Here is a 20,011-nt window from a genome sequence, read left to right as displayed (position 1 = left end):
GCTCACCTACTCCAGCGGTTCGTCGAGCAGGGAGAGCCGAAGGAGCCGGCAGTCCTCATAGGTCGGGGCACAGGTGATGAAGACGGTGAACGTCACGTCATGCTGGGTCGCGACCGGCTCGTCTTCCCAGACTCCGTCGCGGTGACGGACCCCGGTGATCGTGTACGCCGTTGTGCCCGGTGCGAGCGTCGCCTGGCCTTGTTCGAGCGCGGTCGCCCATTGGGTCGGGATCTCGACGGACTCAACGTTGATCCACTGACGGGTCTGGTACTCGCGCAACTCAATCCACATGGCTTCGGGTGGCAGGTAGGCGTCGACGTCGCTGATGAGCCCCTGTGTCTCCTCACCGGTCGGGTCGGCGATCGTCGCGATGCGTTCCAGATACGCCGCACGCGGCGCCAACGCGGTGGTGTCCCAATCGAAGATCGCGTGCGCCACCAGTTCGGCGAACTCGGCCGGATCCGACACCGGCGGCAGTTCCGACAACGTCCCGTCGTCCGGCACCTTCGACGCACCGTCCGGGATCGCCGCTGGCACAGCCGACCGATCTGCAGTCGGTGAGGGTGCATCGACACGGTCGTGGGTCAGCAGCAGGTACGTCACGGCCGCGATCAGGAGCAGGACACCGGCTGCTGCGGCCACGATGAGGCGGCGTCGACGAAGTTCTGGATCGTAGGTCGTGGAACGAAGCATCTGCATTCACCTCGTCACGCGCTCGCCACGGACGCCAACGCGTGCTGCTCGCGTGCGGTCCGGGCCGCATTGGCGAACTCGACCGACGCCGCGATGGTCCGCTCGAAGCTGTCCCACTTGGCGTCGCTCAACTCTTGACCGACCTTGATCGGGTCGTAGCGGTCAGTCCACCCCTCCATGTCCTCCCACAGCAGACCGAAGGAATGCACCGAACGCCGCGCGGCTTCCGCCGCCGCCTCACGCCTGCGACGGTTCTCGGCAATGCGCCGGGCGCGGTCTGCCTTGGCTTGCGCCAACGCTTTCGCGGCCAACTCCTCCAAGTCTTCAGGCGGCTCTTGAGACACATGTTGCTGGGCGACCTTGAGTGCGGCCCGGACCCGCTGATAACTGGGGTCGACCGCGCCGCCTTCGCGGATCCGGTCGAGTTCCTCCTCAGCGATTTTGCGGACATCGCTGGGAGTGTCGTCATCGGCCGCGATGCGCTCGATCGTGCAGATCTGTTCCAGACGGGTATGCGACGCCGAGCTCGTCACCAACTGAGCGGCTTGATTGCGGGACTTTCCTGGGTCGCCGTGCGGTGGTGCCGAATCGGCACCACCGTCGCCTTCTTCCCCGTCGTCGGCGCCGAACCGGGAGGCCCGCTGCCGACGAGCAGCATCTTCTGCGAGGAGGTCCTTCAGTTCCTGATACAACCTCGCGGCGTCGAGCGGGGAGAGCGGACGATGCATGGTGTTCTCGTCCTGCTCAGCAAGCAGTTGCGTCAGATGGTCCGAGACTCCGGTGCGGACCCACACCCGCAGCGTCGTCCACCCCAACTGCTTGACGGCCTCCAAGCGACGGTGCCCGCACACCAGCACGCCCTCGGGGGTGATGGTGACCGGCTGCAGCAGACCGAGACGGTCGATCGAACGCATCAGCGGAGCCAGATCGCGTGTCGGGTCGGAGCGGTGCCGGACACCGACCTTGATGGAGTCCACGCGACGTTCCAACTCGATGTGGCCGTGTGCTTCAGACATGAGCGACCCCCTCGGTGGACGGGGCGGTCGCGGCGAAGACCTGGGCGAAACACGGCACGGTGCTGAGCTCGGCCGGCAGATATCCCATGGCCAGCAGTTGCAGCAGCCCCCGACCCTCCCGGGTGCGTTCATGCGTGGGAAGTTGATTGCCCAACAGGGCTTGGAGGACAGCCACCCAATCCGGGTGGGACAGGTCGAGCAGCGCTTCAGCATGATGGTCACGGACCAGACGCGTGTAGGCGGTGGCGCGGTCACCCGACCGGATCAACTGGCTGCAGACGTACTCGATACACCCCGTAGCGGTCGGTTGTGGCCACCCGTTGACGACCATCACCCCTGCCGCGTGTTCGGCGGCCATCCACGCGTTAGTCGGCTCAACGCTCTGTGCCGGGTCGAGATCGTCCGCGTCGTACTCATCGTCGAGACGGTCGGTCAAATGGAACGCCGGGTGGTAGTCGGCCAGATCAGTCTCACGCTCGCAAAAACGTTCGGCGTCGTGATGAACCGCGACCTCGGGGCGGCGTGCCTGATGGTTCGAGCACAACAGTCCCTGGGCCCGGGCCTCGTAGATCAAGCTAACTTGCACGGCCCGCGTGACCACTGCCCACGGATCGACAGCGGCCCGGACAGCACGGGTCCGCATCGCCTCGAACGCTGCATACGCGGCGTCGTCCGGTGTCAGGGCGTACTTGTGCGCGAGAGCCGCGTACTTGCGGGCCACGAACCGCATCAACTCTTCAGCGTCCGGGTCGTGTGTCCAAGCGCCGGCAGGGGAGTAGTGCAAGCGGACCAGCAACAGCCGCAGGCCCTGCGCACTCGTGAACGGCGGGATCTTCACAGTTCCACTCCTTCGCGCGAAGGGATTGGCGTCGGTCGAGCGATCGCCGCGCGCGACGTGCGGCGTGCTGCTTTGGCGAGCGAGGCCGGAGCTCGACGAGTGCGCATCACGAGCGCGGTGTGTAAGTCGATGCCGCGGCTGGCAACCGGTGAGCCGACACGCATTGCCAACTCGCTGGGTCGCACCCAGGTGATCGGCTGATTGCCGGGGAAGTCCGGTGTGGTCGATCGCTGTGAGGGGTCGCGGTGGACCGCGAGGTGAGGCCTGTCGTGAGTCTCGACGTCGAGATGCTGGGTGTCCTCGGCCGTTCGGTCGAGTCGGCGGTCGTAGGGGTCAGGTCCGTTCATGGGGATTCCTCGTCAAGGTTGAAACTGAGCAGTCGGGAAGGCGTGTGGGAGTTGTCAAAGGCGGACCCCCTCAGCCGCCCGTGAAGGGCCCACGCGGTCACGCGAAACGGCGTCATCTCCCAACCGGGCGGCGACGCGGTAGGCCGAACGAATGGTGGTGATCACTTCCCGATCAGGCAGCCCCGCCGAACGGGCCGCGTCGCCCAGCACGTTCGCGGTGACGTCGAACCGTTCACCGGCCTCGACCATCCGACAGGCAGCCCAGAAGAGTCCCCGATTACGTTCGCCCTCGCCGCGGGTGGCTACCCAGGTCGCGAGCCGGTCCGGTCGCGCCCCGGCGCGAGGCAGGTCCACAGGCGGCCGGGTTGTCCGCGAAGGATCCAAGAGTCGCCGTACCGCGGCCGCATTGACCCCGCCAGGCTGACGAGAGGCAATGTCGATGACCCGATACGGGCTGGCCTCACCATCGGGTTGAGTGACGGTTGAAGGCGGCAACACGACGTAGCCGCCATCGCCCCGAAAATCGATGTGGCGCTCGGGTACCTGCCACGAGCGCTGCTCGACAGGTTCCTGTCGGAGGAAGCACACATGCAATCCGCCCGAGGGGGTCGAGACCATCCAGGCGGGCGCGTCCAGAAGGCCCGCACCCCGTGCGAGTTGAAGTGCCTCGAAACCATGCCCGGACGGATGCACGTCCACATCGACGACATCGACACCGGAGACAGCGCCGGTCGGCATCGCCACGTTCGCGTTCGGCCACCGACGCCACCAGCCATCCACGATCCCGGGTTCGGTTGAGGCGTCACGGAACCCGTGCCGTGTGAGCGGATTCTTCTGCAGCGGCACACACGGAAACACAGGCACCCCGGCGGCCGCGAGTGACATCGCCGCATGAGCCGGCGCCGACGCTTGGGCCAGCTCCGTAACCAGCGCCCGTGACCAACGAGGGCCTCGCGTGGTGTCGCGTGTCGAGTCGTTCATGGGCTCGACGATCCTCAGAACCCGTATCCGACTTCGTACCCCTTACTGGCCAGTAGGGGAGGGGGTACACCCGTACCCCTATGCGTTTGCGCAGGTCAACGGGCGTACCCCCGGAAGTCTTGAAGTGGTCTTGAAGTGGGCCGCTGAGTCGTCGGCAGAGCAGTGGCCGGATGCCGCGTCAGCGGGATCCTGTGCCGTTCAGGACTGCTGCACGTCCTTGTCCAAGGGGGTGAGGGTAGGGAACCTTGAGGGCCCGACTCGCCTGCCCAGGAGTTAGGCCCGGATAGATTCGGTTCATGCGTCCGAGTAATCGTTCCAAGATCCTTGAGGCTGCTGTCCGTGTTGCGCAGCGCGACGGGGTGACGGCGGTGACTCTCGATTCGGTGGCTGCTGAGGCGTCCTTGACCAAGGGTGGCTTGATGTATCACTTCCCGTCGAAAGATGCGCTGCTTGCCGGGATCCAGGAGCATGTCTCCACGGTGTGGGACTCCCTCATGGCCCAAGCTGCAGGCAAGGACGCTGGTGAGGCAACTGCCGAGGAGCGTCTCGCGGCCTATGCGGAGGTGGCTACGCAGTCGGCCACGAGTGCTGATCTGGCGTTCGTGTTGGAGTTCTCCAAGGATCCCAACTCGGGGCGCATGTGGCCTGAGGTCGCGAACAAGTGGACGCCGTCACCGGAGTCGGCCGCAGCCGACCCCCACCAGTTCGACCTGTTTATTGCGAGGCTCGCGGCCGACGGCCTGTGGATGTTCGAGGCGCTGATGAACCAACCATTGCCTGAGGAGTTGCGGCAGCAGATCGCTGCACGCATCTCAACGATGATCACCGCACCCGACGGCCCTTCGTCTGCAGACTGACGCGCGGTCTGACCCGCTGCCCGGAGGGACGTGACCGCGTTGGCGTCGGGTACGCGGGGTCACCAATCCTCGTAACATTCCTTTTAGTACAGTTCTAACTACACCAGAAGGTGTAGTTAGAACTGTCTGTCGTACAGGAGTGTGTCCTCATGCCCGTTTTCCATGACGTCCTCATCGGCGTCATCAGCATCGCCGTCCTTGTCCTGATCGTTGGTGAAGCCACGCAGTTCAAGGCCGCACTCGGAGGAAAGGGGCAGATGACGCCGATGATCTTCGGCGCGGCCATCGTTGAGGTGCTTTCTGCCGTGGGGCTCTTGGTGATGGTGTTGGTGTACGCCGACTCGATCAACACGCTCAAGGTCACCATCCAGATGGCGTTGATGGTTGTCGTGCTGGTGCTGGCTGTCGCGTACCGGACGCGTAAGCCTCTGCCTGCATGGGTGCTCAGTGGCATCGGCGGGGCATCGCTGGTCTGCTACGTCTACAGCTCGATCTAGCCGAGCCTTAGCCTGGGTTCGAGCGAGGTTACGGCACAGGTTGGTGCAACGACCGCACTCGAACTCAGGCTGGCCGGGGCAATCCAGGGGCACAGTGAGGGATCAGGCGCCACTGAATCGGCCGCATTGCCGTTTGGTCGTGGCGGGGAGGTCGAGAGGCCCGAGTTGGTCGTCGCTCCGGTTGTGGACGGCTGAGGCGAGGAACTCGCGTGCGGCGTCTTCATGTCCTTGCGCTACGAGGACGGCAGCACGGTCGACCCTGGCGATCTCGTCGTAGGGCGAGGCGAGTGTCGCAATCGTGACCGCGTCGGCGGCGCGGTCGACGTCGTCTGCTTGAAGGGCTGCGGTGACGACGTCGTGTGCGACGTCCACGATCGCGCAGGCGAGGATCTCGTCGTCGCGAGACTCCGCGTCGAGCAGCCAACTCCAACCGGTCTCGCGTAGGTCAGAGAACGGGGCGCCCTCGACGAGGCGGAGTGCGGTGTCGAAGTCATCTTGGCCACCCTGATCTCCGCGGGCTTGGCCGCGGGCGCGCAGTCGGCGGAAGAGGTCGGCGTCGACGAGCACATCGTCGACTTGGTAGGTCCACACGCCTGCCTGTCCAGCAGCACGGGTCTGCATGGCCGGTGGCAGGTAGTAGTCACCTGTGCGTGGGTTCTCGCCGAGCCACTTGCGCACGACGCCGACATCGATTCGGACGCGGTCTTTGTTGATGGAGAACGCTTCAGCGATCTGGCGGGACGACACGCCTTCGGGGTGCAGTGCGAGGTAGGCGAGCAGTTCCACGTAGTGCGGTTTGCGTCGTGCGACGGCGGCTGGGTTGCCGTGAGCGGTCGCTCGAACTGGCCCGAGCACGCGCAGTTTAGGGACACGGCTGTCGGGGTCGAACCAAGCGGTGAGGTCCTCGTCGAGGGTGGGATCGAGGTCGTCGACCGATGTCTGAGGTGAGGCGCTGGACTCCTCGACTTCTTCGTCGGCACCCGAGTCAGCATCGGCGGTCTGTGCTGGCGCAGGCGCAGCATCTTCGACGGTGGGCGCCGCGTCGGCATACGTCGTGACCAGGGTTCCAGAGCGGTCTGTCGCAGCGCGCCACACGGGTTGGTCCACACGATGCGGCGGTGAGGGAACGGGTGCTGCGTCGCGGGTGACGGCGACGATGGCTGCTGTCGCGGCGGCCTCTTCCGCGGTGAGGCCTGCGCTGATCAGGTCAAGGTTGAGATCTCTGATGTGCAGGTGACCATCGCCGGACAGATCGAAGCTGACCGCGTGGGTGGCGGCGGGGGATTCGCTGGTGGTGACGACGGTTGCGCCGCGGCGGTCGGTGCTGTCAGCAATGACTCGAATGATCGGCTCGACTGCTTGTGCGTCGTGTGCGATCACGGCATGGAACAGTTCCGGCTCGTCGTCGCCCCGTTTGGTGAGTTCGGCCGCGATGCGATCAATGAATCCGATGTCGTCGGTGTCGTGGTGGTGAAGGCGGATGGGATCAAGGTTGGCGAGTTCGGCTGCGATGCCGACGGTGTCGATGTCGGTGAGCATGCTCCACGGGCTGAGGGTGAGTTCGGCGGCCATGGAGCGCGCTAGAGCTGCTGCGGCGTCTTGGTCGCCGGTGAGTGTGATGGCGCCGAGTTCTTCCAGGTTCGCCAGCATCAGGTGACCGGTGTCGGTGGCGCCGATGGTGCACAGCAGGGGCCAGGGCGCGGGGCTTTCGGGATCAGGCAGTGTCTGGTCGAGGTGGAACGTCCACGCCTTGTTGGTGCCGCTCCAGCCGGGCGGGGCGGGTGAAGGTTCGGCGAGGTGGAGCGTGACGTGCTGGTCGGCGAGTTCGACGATCTGGAGGCGCGGTCGTGGTTGACCTGTCAGTTCCAGTCCGTCGGCGAGGTGCCGCAGCAGACGGTCCAGGTCTTGGAGCCGCGGGACGGTGCCGGCGTTGAGGCGTGCTGTCTTCTCGACGTTGACCAGTTCCTGGGGTGGCGGCTCGATCACCTCACCGGGGCTCCGGTACCGCAGTTGTGTGCGGCGGTGGGCACGCAGGACGAGGAAGAGTGAACCTGCCAGGATGGCGCCGGCCCCGGTGAGTCCGGGCAGCACCCAGGCAGGGGAACCGGTTTCGTCGTCCGAGTCGACGTCAGCTACGAGTTCTTGGTCGCCAGCCGACTCTGTGGCTGGTTCGATTTCTGTGGCGGGCGGGGGAGCAGGGGCGACGTCCTCTGGCGCGACGGGATCTGTCTCGGGCGCGGGCTGCGGAGCTTGGGCTTCAGGACTTGACTGTTCTGGGGTTTCGGCGGGTGTCTCAGTGTGGGGGATCTGGAGTTCCCAGCCGGGATAGATCAGGTTGGGGTCGCTCAGTTGGCGGCCGTCGGGTTGGACGATGTCCTTGGAGGCGTCGTAGATCTCGTCGTAACGGGTCGGATCGTCGAGTTCCTCATCGGCGATGTCCCAGAGCGTGTCGCCGGGTGCAACGACGTATGGATCTGCGTCGGGATCCGCGGTAGGTGTGGCTTCATTGACTGGGAGTTGGAGCACTGTGCCCGCGGTGAGGAAGTCCGGTCCGTGGGGGAACAGGCCGGGGTTGAGGTCGACGATCTCGGTGAATCGGGAGCCGTCGCCGAGGTGGGTCTCGGCGATCTTCCAGAGGCTGTCGTTGGCGCGGGTCGTGTACGACTCGGTGACCGGTGAAGGTTCGATAGAGGATGTCGACACAAGCTCGATGTCTGGTTCGCCCTGCTCAGGGTCGGCAGTTGCTGATGGTGTGTCGGTGGCGGGAGGGAGTGCTGCGGCTGTGATTGCGTGGCTGACGCCGACGGGCTGGGTCACGACGAAGAGGACCGCGGCAGAGGCGACGAGACGAGCGGCCAACTGTTGCCCGGCGCCGAGGCCTCGCAGGCGTGGAGCGTGTGCGCCGCGGACAGCGGCGATGATCTCGGTGACCAGGCAGAACGCCATGAAAGCCCACGCGACCCAAGCGACGGCGCCGATGATGATGAGCGTGACGGTGCCGTCGTCGGGACTCAGCAGGCGCAGCCGCAACTGGGAGAGGTCGACGGTCCATGGGGTGGCGCCGAGCCCAATCAACGTCGCGGGGATGCCGGCCAGCACGACGATGATGAGAACGACGGCAGCCAGTCCTCGGGCGCGTGGATGGGTGGGGTTCATCGCTCGGTTCCTCCAGTTGTTCTGATCAGGCGTGCTGAGGCATCGCCGGTCACCGTCAGTTCGTCGAGACCGATCAAGGCGAGGAAGGTCGGTTCGTAGGTGTCGGTGACGTGGACGACCAGGGTGGTGCCGCCGGTGATCGTGACGGTGCCCTCGACCCCGGCATCGGCCAGATACTGTTCGGCAGCGCGCCGGGCAGCGGTCGTGTCGAGGGCTACGTACCGGCCTTCCACCGCCGGTGCTGCTTCCACCTGTTGTCCACCGGTGCGTGCGGCTTGGGCGGCCACGTCGTGGGCACGCTGCTGGGCATGGACTTGGCCGCCGAGGTCGACGGCAAGTCCGACCAGCGTCATCATGGCGACCGATGCGGTGATGACCCAGATGCTGATCGAGCCACGGTCGTCGCGCGGTGTTCGCTTCATTCGCTTCGCTCCCGCCAGGTATCGATCGGGCTGGTCATCGTGGCCGAGACGGTGCGCGTACCCGGGACGCCCGGTACGGAGAGATCCGCGAGATCGAGAAGGCAGGACACGGTCACCTCGACCCGTGCGGGGGTGCCGACGGTGCGGGAGAACTGCTGGGTGTCGATGACGACATCGACGTTGAGGCAATCGACTCCTTGCGCATCGAGGTTGGCAACGGCCGCGTCTTTGGCTGCCTTCTTGGCGGTTGATTCGACGCGTTCGAGGGAGGCCGAACGGGCAGCATCGGCGGCAGCGGACTCGACCGACTGCCGCACGACGGCGGTACGGCCACCGAAGATGATGAGACCAACGAACAACGCGAAGGCGGGCACTGCGATCGCTGCCTCAATCGACGCTGACCCGCGCTCGTCCCGGTGAAGATTCATGGTGCAGTCACCCGTTCCACGGGCACGGTGACGCTTTGGCGGATGACGGGATTCCATCCTGGGATGACGCTGAGGCTGTGCGCTTCGACCACGACGGTGGCGGTTGTCGCCGTCCGTTCGGCGTGTGCGACCGCGTGCTGCAGGACGTCGTTGCCGGCATTCGCGATGAACGTGTGAGCCGCGTCGATGCCCCGCGATTCGGTGCCGGTCTCAGCTCCGGCCGCGCGGGCGCCCTCCTGCGCGGCAGCGATCGCGACCGTTCGGGCGTGGTAGTAGAGCGCGGCCTGCATCCCGAGGAAGAGAACCGCGAACAGCGCTGGCAGCAAGATCACCAGCTCGACCGAGACCGAACCACGCTGGTCCCGGCGTCGCTCAGTTGATCTTGCCAGCCTGCATCTCGACAAAGGTCTTCACCGCCGCGACCACGATCCCGACGATGGCGATCACCGCCACCGCCCACAGAACGTGCTCCGTGGTCACTGAGCCCCGCTCGTCCCGTCTGGTCCGGTCATCCCAGCCGAGCATCAGCGCCGTGACCGCACTCATCACTCGCTTCATGGTTTGGTTCCTTCCTTCTCCAATCAGGTGCCGCTGAACATCCGCAGCAGGGACGGCGCCACGAGCAGCGCCATGAAAATGACCCCGAGTAACGAACCGGGGATCGTCATCCGCTCACCCACGGCGTTGGCCTGGGTGACCTCGGCGTTGAGCATCGCCGTGCGCATCGCCGCCGAACGAGAACGCAGGTTGCTGTACACCGCGGCCCCTTCCTCGCCGGAGAGCCGCATGATGTCGGCGAAGTCCTCCAACTCCGGCAGCCCGAGCTCTTCAGCCAACGCATGCAACGCATCCCATGGCGGCAGCCCCGACCACCGGGACCGGCCAAGCTCCTCACTGAGCCGCCGGAACACCCACGAGTCCGACACCTGCGCCGCCGACTCCATGGCTTGCCGGACACCTGAGCCGTTGTGACGCTCCAGCGCGACCAGATCGATATAGGCCCCCAGCGCGCGGGCGAACTCCACCCGCGCCCGTTTGGCGTCGTCGATCGCGTTGTAGTTCGGGATGAAGAACATCACCACCGCCAACCCGACTGATGCCACTGCCGGCACCACGATCGGCAGCCCGATGCCCAGCACGTTGAAGAACATCCCCAGCAGCGACGGGGCCACGAGCCCCAACGCGGCGAACGTCAGCTTGTCGCCGTAGAACTTCGCCAGCGAGATCCGCAGCAGCGCCAGTTCCCGGGCGGGAGTCCGCACCCACATCCCCGGCGGAAGCACCCGGATCGCCCAGACTCCGATCCGTTCCTTGCCCGACGAGGCCGCCCCGGTCGTGGACTCCAGGTCAGCGTGCCGCGACGGCGTCAACCGCCCGAGAGCATCAGCCAGATCCACCTGCGGCGGCAGCAACCGGGCCACCAGCAGCACACACCCGAGCCCCAGCAGCGCACCGGCCGCCATTGCCAACGGAAGTCCCGCGATCACGACGCTCGCCCCGTCCGCGTCGACGTTGAGACGAGGAACCGTGCCAGCGGCTTCCCGACCGCCATCTGCTTCATCCACACCAACGTGGCCACGTACGCCGCCAACAACGTCACCAACACGACCTGCCCCAGCGGGCTCCGATACGGCTCCACATACGTGCCGGAAACCGCGAGCACCACCAGCACGGCGACGCTGATGATCGTCACCCACCGCGCGGTCGCACGCGGCTTGGCGCGGTCAGCCTCAATCTGACGCCGAGCACGCACATCAGCCGAGACCGATTCGGCGAGACTCTCCAGCACCTGCGCCAGCCCCGCACCACGGCGCCGTGCCGCGAGGATCAGATTCGCCGCCACCAGATCCCCGGTCGCATCGTCGAGTTCGTCAGCAAACGCACGGATCGCTTCCTCGGTGTTCCACCGTGACCGCAACCGTGCCACCAGCCGACGTACCTCCGGCTGGATCGCGGCCGGGGTAGAGCGTTCGGTGGCCACCAGCGCCTGCTCCAGGCCGATCCCGACCGTCAGCACCCCCGAGAGCGAACGCGTCCATTCCTCCATGCCTTCGAGCCGATCGATCCGCGCCGCTGCACCGGAGCTGGACAGCAACATCGGCACACCCACACACGCCAACGGCACGGCCACCAGCGCGAGAGCCCACCCGGTCACCAGCCAAGCGAGACAACCACCGGCCACGCCGACCACGATCAACTGCTTGGTGCGGGTGCTCATCGGCTTGCGCTGGACGCGTCGCGGACGAACCGGACGCACCGGCGCAGGCTTCAAACCCACCACGACCCCGATCAGGCCGGCGACAATCAGCGCACCCGCGAGGGCTGGAACCAAGGCGATCACGACACCACCTGCTGTTCGCTGAGGAACCCGGCCAGATCGAACCCGTCGGAGGCCAACGAGCGGTACTCCTCCGGCAAGATCGACGGCCTGGCCATTCCAGAACCATCGGGTGAGAACAGGTGCGTGGTCGCATACCCGGTCTCGCGTTCACCCGGCGCCACCGCGATCACCTCATGCACGCTGCGGTGCCGACGGAAACCGTCCGCCGAACGTTCCGTGGTGAGGTTCAGGTGCACGATCAGATCGATCGTCGAGGCCAACTTGCTGGTCGCCAGTTCATGCGTGACATGCGGACCGGCCTCCATCGCGCACGTCACGAGCTTGCGAATAGCCGAGACCGCATCAGAGGCGTGGGTTGTCGAGATGGATCCGGTCCCGGACTCCATCGCCTTGATCATCGCCCAGATCTCACGGCCGCGAACCTCACCCACGATCTGACGGGACAGGTTGAACCGGAACGAGTCGATCAGCGCCTCATCCAAGGTGAACTCACCGGCCAGACGACCGTCCGCCGCCCGTTCGCCCGAGCCAGGGCGTGCCTCCCAGGCATGAACGATCTTGTGACGCCCCAGCTCGTTGAGATGCAGCTCGTACTCGGTCTCGAACGTCCCGATCGCCTCGTGTTCGTCGATCTCGCTGCACAGCGCACGGACCAGTGTTGTCTTGCCGGCGCCTTGGCTTCCCGAGACCACGATGCTCCTGCGGGCCCGGACCGCAGCACGCAAGAACGACGCCAGCAAGGGCGAGAGCATGCCACGCTCCACCAGATCCTCGAGAGTGACATGCATCAGGCGGTGCCGCCGAATCACCACCGACGGTCGAGGCGTTACCCACGCGGCGGCAGCGAGCCGAGAACCGCCGTCCAACCGCAGATGCAGGCGCGGTTGCGCCTCAGAGAACCCGCGCGCATTCACCTCACTGCGTGAGGCCAGAAAGACCAGGAAGTCGATCAGTTCCTCATCTGAATCCGCAACCGCGGGACCTTCGACCAGGGAACCGTCGATGAGTTCGAGCATGACGTTGTCGTGGCCGGCGATGATGATGTTCTCGACCCGGTCGTCATCAACCAACGGCTGCAGCCGCCCCAGCCGGAACAATGAATCAAACACCGCCTGCGCCAGCGCAGTCTGCGCGGAAGTGCTCCAGGCGCCACGGCCCTCGTTGACACGATCCGCCATCGTCGACTCGATCAGGTCCAACACGATCGAGCGCCCCAACTCTGTCTGAGCCGCCTTATCCAAACGCGACGACTCGGCACTCACCGCCTGGCTCAACTGCTTCGACGCCAACGTGCGCAGTGAGGCGACAACACCCCAATCGACATCAGCGTCGTCGTACGACGAGGTCCACGGCTGCTGCCGTGCAGCCTTGGTGGCCGGCTGGGCGGTGCGGGGAAGTGGCTGATCGAACAGGGGAAGGTCCGACAACCGCGGGACTGCGTTGGTCGGGCGGACCAGATGGTCACTGGACATCTGACATCGCCTCCACACCCAAACCTTCAGCCCGCGTCCGCATGACTGCGTCGATCGCGGAGATCGCCGCCTGCAGACTGCGCACCAACGGACCATGATCGAACCGATCCGGAACCGTCACACCGCGGTGCAGGACGGCCGCCGAGCCAGGATCGTCGGCGATCACGGCATGGACTGGAAGCCCCAGCACGCTGCTGACTTCCCGCGCGGAGTAGGGCTGTCGTTCACCGACGAGCATCACTGCGGGATGGGCCCACGTCGGATGACCGCGCCGTGCGGACTCGGCCCACGACCGAGCGGCCGCCACAGCTGGCAGGTGTGTCCGACACACGATCAGCGACAGGTCAGCTTCGGCGAGCAGCGGTTCGGGCCAGCCGACCAAGCCGAGGCGCCCACAGTCGACGATCGCGTCCTGACCCGTGGCCTCAAGATCCTGCAGAGCCCTCAGCAGCGGCGCCCACAGTCCCGTCAGAGCAGGAGCCTGACTATGAGTTCGCGGACCCGCGATGAAACTGGCCGCCGACGACCCGACCGGTTCAGCGACCTGGGGTAGTAGGTCGGCAATGTCCTCGGTGGACAGAGCCAACTCCACAAGCCCCTGGCCGTACGACTTGATCCCACGGAAGTAGCCAGCCAAGATCCCTGACCCACCCGTCGGGTCGGCCTCCACCAACAGCACCGGCCTCGGCCACAGCAACGCCATGCCGAGCGCAGTCGTCGTGACCCCTGGAGACCCGGACGCCGAACACAGCGCAACCACAGCCATGACGTCTCACCGGGCCCTGGAATCCAACACGAGCGCCACGTTGCCCGTGGCAATCTGCGCAGCCAACGTCGCCGCTTCGCCATGAGGAACGAGAAGATCCACCACGAGCTGACCGGTGTCATCAGAAACGCGCACCCCGACAATTTCGGCCTCACTGAACGACGGCGTCCCGGTCGGCGCGTCACTACCTTCGGCCGGCGTCACGATCACCCGCACCCGATCACCCGTCCGCAACTCCATGCCCGGCGCCTGGGACGAGGTCAACGCGACGCCAACCACCGACATGTCCTCGGACGGGACAGTCGCGTCGGCGTACGACGACGGCGTCAAGAGCGACCCGGCCGCGATGTCGACCGCAGCCCGCTGACCGATCACCGACTCCAAAGAACCAGCGCTGACCGGACTCAGAGCGGAGTCACTGTTGATCCGGACGCTCACCAGATCGTCCGCCTCGATGACAGATCCGCGCTCGATATCTGCTCGGGCCGCGAGCACCTCCTGGGTGCTCGTCGTCGCGCTCCAGGCCCAACCGCCAAGCAGCGCCCCCAAACAGATCGCCACCACCGCGGCAGCGATCAAGGCCGGACGGCGCCGCAGCTTCGGTGGTGGAGGAAGCGGCGGCTCAGCAGACGGGGGAGGAGGAAGGTGTGACCGCTCAGACCGGATCGTTGTGCTGCTCATCGCGCGATTGCCTCTCACTGCCGCTCGCTAGTTCACGAGTACCTGTGCTTCCCCTACGGTGATCTCGACCGACCGCTCCAGCCCGTCGAGCAGGATGGTGCCGCTCTGACCAGCGCCCTCCCACGTGATCACCCACGACGACGTTGCCGTCACCGTGTAGGTGCCACCGGGCTTCCCAGCGCTCGACGACGTGTACACGTGGCCGCAGTCGGGGGATGGCTTCTTCCCATACGACGCCTTGTACGGCGTCCCGGCACTGCGACACTCGACGGTCGTTCCGTCGCCCATCCGCCACGTCACCTTCTGCACCTTCGCGGTAGCGGTGATCGTGATGCCGCCCGCACTCGCAGTCGCCGTGATCGGACCGAACGTGTGGCTGTCAGGATTCGCCGCCCACATCCACACGGGCATCCCGACCAGACCGATGCGGTCCGCCCCGGGCGATGGAGTAATCCCTACGTCGATCGCACGCAACTGCATGTCATCGATCGCCAGTTGCGCGACCTCGCGCGGGCTCGGGCCAGCACCTGAGTTCTCGGGAGGATCGGCTGCCCAGATCTGGATCAGCAGGTCGGCCTGAGGTTGGTAGCAGTCATAAACTGCGCCGTCGCCCGGTTCGTGGCCCTTCCAAGCGGGATGGCCGGCAGGCGGCTGTGGATCGACGAGCCTGATGTAGCAGCGGTACGCGTTCGACCAATAGCCGTACTCCGACGAACACGGAACCGGTTCGGGCGGCGGATCGTAGAGATTCTGTTCCCGACCGTCCCAGTAACAACTCTGACCGGAACCGGTGTCCTTCGGGCCGTCGGACACGGGCTCCGCATCGGGAACTTCGACAACGACCCACACGAGGCACGTTCCGGACAACGGGTCCTGCTGCTGGCAGACCGTCTTGGAATCGGCGACGGCAGGTGGCGCCATGGTGCCGATCAGGCACCCGGCGAGTAGTGCGAACAACGTGAGGAACCGAGCAGTTATCCGTCGCACGGCTTCTTCTCCAAGTCTTCGCCGCCGGCAACTCGCCAGCCATTCTCGGGTTCAGAGTCCCAGGAATAGTTCGCGACGGTCAGCCGGGTCCACCCACGATCCGCACGATCCGCGGCCACGACCGATTCGCCGCTCGAGTCCATGAGGTCGGCATTGCTGACGTCCCAGCACACGTCGATCGTCACGGTAGGCACTCGGCCGCTCGCTGGATCCGAGTTGTCCAAGCTGATCGATTGGACCTTCGTCTCAATGACCTTCGTGTCACCGACTTGAAGGAGACCCCCATCGCGTTGATTGGTCAGGAACTTCTCCTGCGCTGAAAGCTGAGTACCGACCGCGACCGAATCCAACCGGCTCAGCGGCGCTGTTGCGTCTTGACGGAGTTCATCGATAGTGGCGTAGTACAGGACGGTCGCCGCGGATGCGTCCGCTCCTGCTTGTTCTTTCGGAGTAGCCGGTGTGGAACTCGTCGTGCTGGGAGAACTTGTGATGCTGGGGGACGTGCTGGGAGCCCCATCCGGGTCCGGGTCGGAGCCACACGCGGCCACTACGGCGAGCAGTAGAACTGCCGTCGTGAGTGAGAGAACTCCTCGCGTGAACGTCATGGCCGGATCTATCTGCCACCGCCGAGAAGGTCTCGGGGGAGCAGCAGACGGCGCCCCGATGGCGGATCCACCGAGTTCACCGCCTCCGTCTATTGAGCCATTGAAATGTGATCTACGCAACATTCGTGGTTTTCCTCTCGCACCTCATCAAGCAAGGTGCACATCCGATTCCGACCCACATGTCGCCCTCCAGACGCCGCCTTTCGCCCCCAGCCTCAATCCGGTCACACCTCTGGCACAGCGAGGTGGAGCGCCGGTGCACACCTTGTGATCGAGGAGGTGCGTGGTGACCGTTTCGCTGCGAAAGATGAGCCCCGGCCATGGGTGTGACTACCTGTTGAAGAGCGTTGTCGTAGGGGATGGCAACCGCTCCCTGCGCACGCCGATGACGCGCTACTACACCGAGGAAGGAACCCCTCCCGGCGTCTGGATGGGCTCGGGCGTCCGCGAGTTCGGCGACGGCCAGTTGACTGTCGGCGCGGAGGTGACGCCGTCTCAACTCGAGTTGCTGCTGGTGCACGGCCGCGACCCGATCACGGGAACACAGTTGGGACGAGCCTTCCCGACATACCCGTCTGTTCAGGAACGCATCGACAAACGAATCGCGAAACTCGATCCGTCGCTGACTGATGAAGCACGAGCGGACGCCATCGCAGGGATCACCCATAAGGAAGAAGTCCGCGGACCGCAGACGGCCGTCTCCGGATTCGACCTGACATTCAGCGTCCCGAAGTCCGTGTCAGTTCTGTGGGGACTCGCCGCCGCCGACTTACAGAGGCAGTTGGTGCAGGCCCACCACGACGCAATCGCCGAAGTGCTGGGGTTCTTCGAGCGGGAGATCGCAGTCACGAGGGCTGGAGCGAACGCCCGCAATGGAGCGGTTGCCCAACACGAAGTGGCCGGTGTCGCAGCGACCGCGTATGACCATTGGGACTCGCGTTGCGGTGACCCGCAACTGCACACCCACGTGGTCGTCTCCAACAAGGTTCGCACCGTCTACGACGGTAAGTGGCGAAGCCTCGACTCGATCCCGATCCATCGCAGCGTGGTCGCGATCTCCGAGCACTACAACGCAGTCCTTGCTGACATCCTGACTACGCGCCTCGGTGTTAGTTGGGAGCGCCGCGACCGCGGCGCGGACCGCAACACTGCACTGGAGATCACTGGCGTCAGTGAAGAACTGATCGCGGAGTTCTCGAACCGCTCGCGTGCGGTCGACATCGAGACCGACCGGCTGATTGAGCAGTACACCGCAACCTACGGGCGTCGCCCGTCACCGAAGACCATCATCGAACTGCGCGCCACAGCCACGATCGCCACACGACCCGAGAAAGAACTGCACTCCCTGGCCGAGTTGACCACTGGCTGGCGCGACCGAGCACAGCGACTGGTGGGCGGTGACTCCACCGGTTGGGCCCATTCAGTCCTCGCCCACACGAGTAATCCGGCGCTGCGTGCTGAGGACGTTCCGCTGGACGTCGTCTCGGAGGTCGGGCGTCAGGTCGTGGCCGTGGTGGGGGAGAAGCGCTCAACCTGGCGGCACTGGAACCTGTGGGCAGAAGCCTCGCGACAGACGATGGAGTGGCGCTTCGCCACACCGCGGGACCGCGAAGCCGTCGTCGCCATGGTCGTCGACGCAGCCACCGGCGCATCGATCCGCCTCACACCACCCGAACTCGCCATCAGCCCCGAAGCCTTCCGTTGGTCCGATGGATCAAGTCGATTCCGACCACGCCAGTCCGTGGTGTTCAGCTCCGCTGACCTCCTGGCCGCCGAAGACCGACTCCTGGTCCGCGCCAACATGCTGACCGCTCCCACCGCCGACCTGCTGGAAGTCGAAGACGCTGCCAACCGTCTCTCAGATGGTCATCGTCTGTCCGAAGGTCAAGCGAACGCGCTGGCTCAGATCGCCACCTCGCAGCGCCAGGTCGACCTCTTGGTCGGTCCTGCAGGTGCGGGAAAGACCACCGCCATGCGAGCCTTGCGCACGGCCTGGACCGCGACCCATGGAGCGGGTTCGGTGGTCGGTCTGGCGCCTTCCGCCGCGGCAGCACAGGTGTTGGCAGATGACCTCGGCATCGCGTGTGACAACACCGCGAAGTGGCTCCACGAACACGACCAAGGCCGCGCCCAGTTCCAGCCCGGGCAGTTGGTGATCATCGACGAAGCAACCTTGGCCGGCACGCACACGCTGGACAGGATCACAGGCCTGGCCGCCGATGCCGGGGCGAAGGTCCTGCTGGTGGGGGACTCGGCCCAGTTGCAGTCCGTCGACGCCGGCGGCGCATTTGGGATGCTCGCAGCATCCCGCGACGACACCCCCGAGTTGACTGAGATCCTGCGCTTCGAACACGACTGGGAATCCGACGCCACCGCCGCTCTGCGGGTTGGCGACACCGACGTGATCAGCACCTACCTCCACCACCGCCGAGTCCACGCCGGAAGCACCGACGAGATGACCGACGCCGCGTACGACGCCTGGCGCACCGACATCCAATCTGGCTTGGCCAGCGTGCTCGTCACCGAAGCAACCGCCACCGTCACCCAGCTCAACCAACGAGCGCGGGCCGAACGGATCCTCACCGGAGAGACCGAAGCAGGCCGAGAAGTAGAACTCGCTGACGGGAACCACGCGTCGGCGGGGGATGTGATCATCACCCGCCGCAACCAGCGCCACCTCCGCTCACTACGCGGGGGGTGGGTCCGCAACGGCGACCGCTGGCGCATCACCGACGTCCTGCCAGACGGAGCGGTCTTGGCAACCCGAGCCGACCACAAGCACGGCGGCACCGTTGTCCTCCCCGCCTCTTACGTCCGTGAAAGCGTGGAGCTCGGGTACGCCATCACCGCCCACCGCGCCCAAGGAATGACAGTCGACACCGCCCACGTCGTCGCCTCCGGGCGAACCAACCGCGAGAACCTCTACGTGTCGATGACCCGCGGCCGCCGGTCGAACACCGTCTACGTCGCCTTGGACGATTCGGACGACACGCACACTCCACCGCAGGAAGATGAAGTCACCGCCCGGACCGTGTTGTACGGAATCCTCAATCACTCCGGCGCCGAACTGTCGGCACACCAGATGATCGAAGCCGAACACGAGCAGTGGTCCTCGATCGCACAACTGGCCGCCGAATACGAGACCATCGCCGCCGACGGCCAACACGACCGCTGGACCAAGCTGGTCCACGAGATCGGACTCGACCCGGCCGACGTCGAACAGCTCCTGGCGTCCGATTCCTTCGCACCACTGACCGCAGAGTTCCGACGAGCCGAAGCCAACGGCCACGATCTCACCACAGTGCTTCCGAGAGTCGTCGCAAGCCGCGGCCTGGACGATGCCCACGACGTCGGCGCCGTGCTCATCAGCCGCCTCCACCTCGCCACCGCACGACCCAAGCGAACCGGACGTCACCGCGCCGAGCCGGACCTCATCGCCGGGCTGATCCCAGAAGTAGCTGGACCTATGAGCCCTGAACATCGGCAGGCGCTCGACGAACGAAGGATGCTGATCGAGCACCGCGCCACCGAACTGGCCGAACGAGCCATCAACGATCGCGCACCCTGGATCCAAGCAATCGGGCAACGTGCCGAAGGCACCGAAACCTCGAACGCCTGGCGGGACGAGATCCGAGTGATCGCGGCATGCCGCGACCGCTACGACATCACCGGCCCCCGACCACTTGGCGCGATCCCCGAGACCATCAGCCAGCGTGCCGACAGAGATCGCGCCGCCATCGCACTCCGCAGGGCGCAAAAACTGGTCGACTCGGCCGTCGAGCATCGCCCGACCCAAGTGCGGGCGAGCTCGATCGTCCACTAACGAGTATCCACAGGCGTCAGCCGATTCGAGTTGTCCACAGGCCACCCAGAACGGCGCGCTTTCGCGGGCGGTTCTCCCGTACCCAGGAGAGACCACACCAG

Annotated in this window: 18 protein-coding genes; 3 read left to right on the top strand and 15 right to left on the bottom strand. The window is 65.6% G+C overall.

Translation table 11 applies throughout. The features are described 5' to 3' along the window. Positions 1–6: 6 nt before the first annotated feature. The 4 genes from DNK54_RS19160 to DNK54_RS19140 form a co-directional block, all read right to left on the bottom strand. A complete protein-coding gene (locus DNK54_RS19160; protein WP_162602560.1) occupies positions 7–537 on the bottom strand; it encodes a cell wall protein in 531 nt (176 codons plus the stop codon). Positions 538–707: 170 nt separating this feature from the next. Continuing rightward, complete coding sequence (locus tag DNK54_RS19155; RefSeq protein ID WP_110208613.1) at positions 708–1,709, bottom strand: ParB/RepB/Spo0J family partition protein; 1,002 nt, start codon at positions 1,707–1,709, stop codon at positions 708–710. Beyond that, the gene (locus DNK54_RS19150; RefSeq protein WP_110208612.1) at positions 1,702–2,547 is read right to left on the bottom strand and encodes a hypothetical protein; all 846 of its coding nucleotides are present in this window, start codon (positions 2,545–2,547) and stop codon (positions 1,702–1,704) included. Before DNK54_RS19150 ends, DNK54_RS19155 begins: the two co-directional genes overlap by 8 nt. A 401-nt stretch (positions 2,548–2,948) precedes the next feature. After that, entirely contained in the window at positions 2,949–3,875 is a 927-nt protein-coding gene (locus DNK54_RS19140) for a bifunctional DNA primase/polymerase (protein ID WP_110208610.1), read from the bottom strand. A 296-nt stretch (positions 3,876–4,171) separates the two neighbouring features. Between DNK54_RS19140 and DNK54_RS21755 the strand changes: the two genes are divergently transcribed. After that, positions 4,172–4,732: a TetR/AcrR family transcriptional regulator gene (locus tag DNK54_RS21755; RefSeq protein WP_110208609.1), complete on the top strand. Its 561-nt coding sequence runs from the start codon at positions 4,172–4,174 to the stop codon at positions 4,730–4,732. Positions 4,733–4,881: 149 nt separating this feature from the next. Continuing rightward, positions 4,882–5,229 carry a hypothetical protein gene (locus tag DNK54_RS19130; protein WP_110208608.1) on the top strand — a complete coding sequence of 116 codons (348 nt, stop codon included), beginning with the start codon at positions 4,882–4,884 and terminating at the stop codon, positions 5,227–5,229. A 102-nt stretch (positions 5,230–5,331) separates the two neighbouring features. On the opposite strand, the gene DNK54_RS19125 is transcribed toward DNK54_RS19130, so the two are convergent. The 11 genes from DNK54_RS19125 to DNK54_RS19075 form a co-directional block, all read right to left on the bottom strand. After that, positions 5,332–8,385 (bottom strand): AfsR/SARP family transcriptional regulator, encoded by a 3,054-nt coding sequence (locus DNK54_RS19125; RefSeq protein WP_110208607.1) that lies wholly within the window; start codon positions 8,383–8,385, stop codon positions 5,332–5,334. Next, positions 8,382–8,807 carry a pilus assembly protein TadG-related protein gene (locus tag DNK54_RS19120; RefSeq protein WP_110208606.1) on the bottom strand — a complete coding sequence of 142 codons (426 nt, stop codon included), beginning with the start codon at positions 8,805–8,807 and terminating at the stop codon, positions 8,382–8,384. The genes DNK54_RS19125 and DNK54_RS19120 overlap by 4 nt, the downstream gene beginning before the upstream one ends. Then, positions 8,804–9,292, bottom strand: a complete 489-nt coding sequence (locus tag DNK54_RS19115) for a TadE/TadG family type IV pilus assembly protein (protein ID WP_204164703.1) — start codon at positions 9,290–9,292, stop codon at positions 8,804–8,806. Before DNK54_RS19115 ends, DNK54_RS19120 begins: the two co-directional genes overlap by 4 nt. Then, positions 9,232–9,567 carry a TadE/TadG family type IV pilus assembly protein gene (locus DNK54_RS19110; RefSeq protein ID WP_239460193.1) on the bottom strand — a complete coding sequence of 112 codons (336 nt, stop codon included), beginning with the start codon at positions 9,565–9,567 and terminating at the stop codon, positions 9,232–9,234. Before DNK54_RS19110 ends, DNK54_RS19115 begins: the two co-directional genes overlap by 61 nt. A 40-nt stretch (positions 9,568–9,607) precedes the next feature. Continuing rightward, on the bottom strand, positions 9,608–9,793 hold the full coding sequence (locus DNK54_RS19105) for a hypothetical protein (protein WP_110208604.1): 186 nt from the start codon (positions 9,791–9,793) through the stop codon (positions 9,608–9,610). 23 nt (positions 9,794–9,816) lie between these two features. After that, complete coding sequence (locus tag DNK54_RS19100; RefSeq protein ID WP_110208603.1) at positions 9,817–10,722, bottom strand: type II secretion system F family protein; 906 nt, start codon at positions 10,720–10,722, stop codon at positions 9,817–9,819. Next, a complete protein-coding gene (locus DNK54_RS19095; RefSeq protein ID WP_110208602.1) occupies positions 10,719–11,576 on the bottom strand; it encodes a type II secretion system F family protein in 858 nt (285 codons plus the stop codon). Before DNK54_RS19095 ends, DNK54_RS19100 begins: the two co-directional genes overlap by 4 nt. Then, positions 11,573–13,048 carry a TadA family conjugal transfer-associated ATPase gene (locus tag DNK54_RS19090; protein ID WP_110208601.1) on the bottom strand — a complete coding sequence of 492 codons (1,476 nt, stop codon included), beginning with the start codon at positions 13,046–13,048 and terminating at the stop codon, positions 11,573–11,575. Before DNK54_RS19090 ends, DNK54_RS19095 begins: the two co-directional genes overlap by 4 nt. Next, positions 13,038–13,751: a CpaE/TadZ family protein gene (locus DNK54_RS19085; RefSeq protein WP_239460192.1), complete on the bottom strand. Its 714-nt coding sequence runs from the start codon at positions 13,749–13,751 to the stop codon at positions 13,038–13,040. The genes DNK54_RS19090 and DNK54_RS19085 overlap by 11 nt, the downstream gene beginning before the upstream one ends. A 69-nt stretch (positions 13,752–13,820) precedes the next feature. Further along, entirely contained in the window at positions 13,821–14,393 is a 573-nt protein-coding gene (locus DNK54_RS19080; protein ID WP_162602559.1) for an SAF domain-containing protein, read from the bottom strand. 129 nt (positions 14,394–14,522) lie between these two features. After that, positions 14,523–15,452 carry a hypothetical protein gene (locus DNK54_RS19075; RefSeq protein ID WP_162602558.1) on the bottom strand — a complete coding sequence of 310 codons (930 nt, stop codon included), beginning with the start codon at positions 15,450–15,452 and terminating at the stop codon, positions 14,523–14,525. Positions 15,453–16,373: 921 nt separating this feature from the next. Here DNK54_RS19075 and mobF point away from each other — a divergent pair. After that, positions 16,374–19,910 carry a MobF family relaxase gene (gene mobF, locus DNK54_RS19065; protein WP_204164702.1) on the top strand — a complete coding sequence of 1,179 codons (3,537 nt, stop codon included), beginning with the start codon at positions 16,374–16,376 and terminating at the stop codon, positions 19,908–19,910. Positions 19,911–20,011: the final 101 nt, after the last annotated feature.

Source organism: Nocardioides daejeonensis (genome assembly GCF_003194585.1).
GTDB classification, from domain to species: Bacteria; Actinomycetota; Actinomycetes; order Propionibacteriales; family Nocardioidaceae; genus Nocardioides; species Nocardioides daejeonensis.
Note: the sequence above shows the minus strand (reverse complement) of the source record. Positions and strands in the feature narration are given on the sequence as shown.